This is a genomic window from Microcystis sp. M53603_WE2 (assembly GCF_030065435.1).
This window is the reverse complement of the sequence record NZ_JASJFF010000472.1, coordinates 1-2,516: the sequence shown is the minus strand read 5'-3', so window position 1 is coordinate 2,516 and position 2,516 is coordinate 1. Positions and strand designations below refer to the sequence as shown.

The 2,516-nt window shown below is 46.5% G+C and carries 2 protein-coding genes; both read left to right on the top strand.

Going from position 1 to position 2,516, the window contains the following annotated elements; genetic code table 11:
* Nucleotides 1–58 precede the first annotated feature (58 nt).
* The gene (locus PX481_RS09765) at nt 59–298 is read left to right on the top strand and encodes a hypothetical protein (RefSeq protein WP_002759918.1); all 240 of its coding nucleotides are present in this window, start codon (nt 59–61) and stop codon (nt 296–298) included.
* 39 nt (nt 299–337) lie between these two features.
* Nucleotides 338–2,389: a M3 family metallopeptidase gene (locus PX481_RS09760; RefSeq protein ID WP_002759920.1), complete on the top strand. Its 2,052-nt coding sequence runs from the start codon at nt 338–340 to the stop codon at nt 2,387–2,389.
* The last annotated feature ends 127 nt before the right edge of the window (nt 2,390–2,516 follow it).

Here is a 2,516-nt window from a genome sequence, read left to right as displayed (position 1 = left end):
TGTAACATCGTTGTTAAATAAAAATCTTTCTCAATTAATTCTTAAGAATTTGTAAATATTGCGGAATGTTAATTTAAATATTCTCAAGTTTTTGGAGTCAATAAATAATTTTTGCTTATCTTTGATCAACAGAGGCAGTCCCAATGAAAAAATTTTCACCCCCACAGATGAAAGAGGTTTCTTTCCCTACACCCTACACCCCACACCCTACACCCCACACCCCACACCCCACACCCCACTGAAAAAGCTCCGGCGTTCGATCGCCCGGATAGATGGTCGGGGATTTGGGTTAGGGTAGTAAAAGATACAGATTACCCACCCTTCCAGACCAACAATTATGACGAACACCAGTAACCCGCTGCTTGCCGGTCAAGGATTACCGGCTTTTGACCAAATCCAACCCGGCCTAATTGTCCCTGGCATGACGCAACTTTTGCAGGAACTGGCCAGAGAATTAACCGATTTAGAAGCGCAGATTGCCCCCACCTGGGAAAAATTAGTCGAACCCCTCACCCGGATCGAAGAACGTTTAAGCTGGAGTTGGGGGATTATCGGTCATCTGATGGGGGTAAAAAATAGCCCGGAATTGCGTCAAGCTTACGAAACCGTACAACCACAGGTAGTCGAGTTTATTAGCCGTTTAAGCCAAAGTAAACCCATTTATGAGGCATTCTCGTCCCTGCGTCAAGGGGAAAGCTGGGGGCAATTAGACGAGGCACAACAGCGCATTGTCGAAGCTTCTCTGCGGGATGCCCAATTGGCCGGGGTGGGATTGGTAGGGGAGAAAAAAGACAGATTTAACGCGATTCAACTGGAATTAGCGGAAATCACCACGAAATTTTCTAATAACCTCCTCGATGCCACCAAAGCTTTTCAACTAAAACTAACAACCCCAGAAGATATCGCCGGTTTACCCCCTAGTCTCCTCAGTTTAGCCGCCCAAACCGCCCGGGGCCAAGGGGAAACTAACGCCAGCACCGAAACTGGTCCCTGGGTGATTACCCTCGATTTTCCCAGTTATTTCCCCTTTATGAAGTACAGCGATAATCGGGAATTGCGGGAAAAACTCTATAAAGCCTACGTTAGTCGGGCTGATCTGGGAGAATTGGATAATAATCCCTTAATCGATCGCATTTTGCAACTTCGTCAGGAACAGGCCCATCTTTTAGGTTATAGTACCTACGCCGAGGTCAGTCTTGCCCGGAAAATGGCCAATTCTGTGGATGAAATCGAGAAATTGCTTGACAATTTACGCCAAGTAAGCTATAAAGCGGCAAAACAGGATTTAGAGGCCTTAAAAACTTTTGCGGGAACCGACGATCTCAAGCATTGGGATATAGCCTATTGGTCAGAAAAACAGCGTCAGGCCAAGTTTAACTTTAGTGCCGAGGAATTACGCCCCTATTTCCCCCTACCACGGGTTTTAGAAGGCATATTTAGCCTCGCTAAACGGATTTTTGGGGTGGAAATTATCGCTACCGACGGTAAAGCACCTATCTGGCATCCTGATGTGCGTTATTTCCAGATTAACGACGAAAAGGGCGAAAAAATCGCCTATTTCTACCTCGATGCCTACAGTCGTCCCGCCGAAAAACGCGGCGGTGCTTGGATGGATGTCTGTATCGGTCGCGCCAAAACTGGTGCCGAGGTGCGTTTACCTGTGGCCTATTTAATCTGCAATCAAACGCCTCCAGTGGACGGAAACCCCAGTTTAATGACCTTTGAGGAGGTAACTACCCTATTTCACGAATTTGGCCACGGTTTACAGCATATGTTAACCACTGTGGATTATTCCGGCGCAGCGGGTATTAATAACGTTGAGTGGGATGCGGTGGAATTGCCCAGTCAATTTATGGAAAATTGGTGTTATGATCGCCCTACTTTAATGAGTATGGCCAAACACTACGAAACCGGTGAAACTCTCCCCGAACATTACTATCAAAAACTGCTCCTAGCTAAGAATTATATGAGCGGTTCGGCTATGCTGCGTCAGTTACATTTGTCTTTAGTAGATTTGGAATTACACCATCGTTATCAACCCAATGGCGGCGAAACTCCTAAACAAGTCAGACAGCGTTTAGCGGCGACGACGACGATCATTCCTCCCCTACCAGAAGATGCTTTCTTATGTTCTTTTGGGCATATTTTCGCTGGCGGTTATGCGGCGGGTTACTATAGTTATAAATGGGCAGAAGTTCTCAGCGCCGATGCTTTTGCCGCTTTCGAGGAAGTGGGATTAGATAACGAAGAAGCAGTGAAAGCGATCGGCCGCCGTTTTCGCGATACTGTCTTAGCTATGGGGGGAAGTTCCCATCCTATGAATGTTTTTAAAGCTTTCCGCGGTCGCGAACCTAGTACCGAGCCTCTCCTCCGTCATAGCGGCTTATAAAAGTAGGGTGTGTTAGCGTAGCGTAACGCACCAAAAACTTTTCTTTGTGGTGCGTTACGGCAATATTTAGCTCTTGATTTTTTCCCTGAAAACAAGGGATTGCCTAACGCACCCTACTTAACTACTG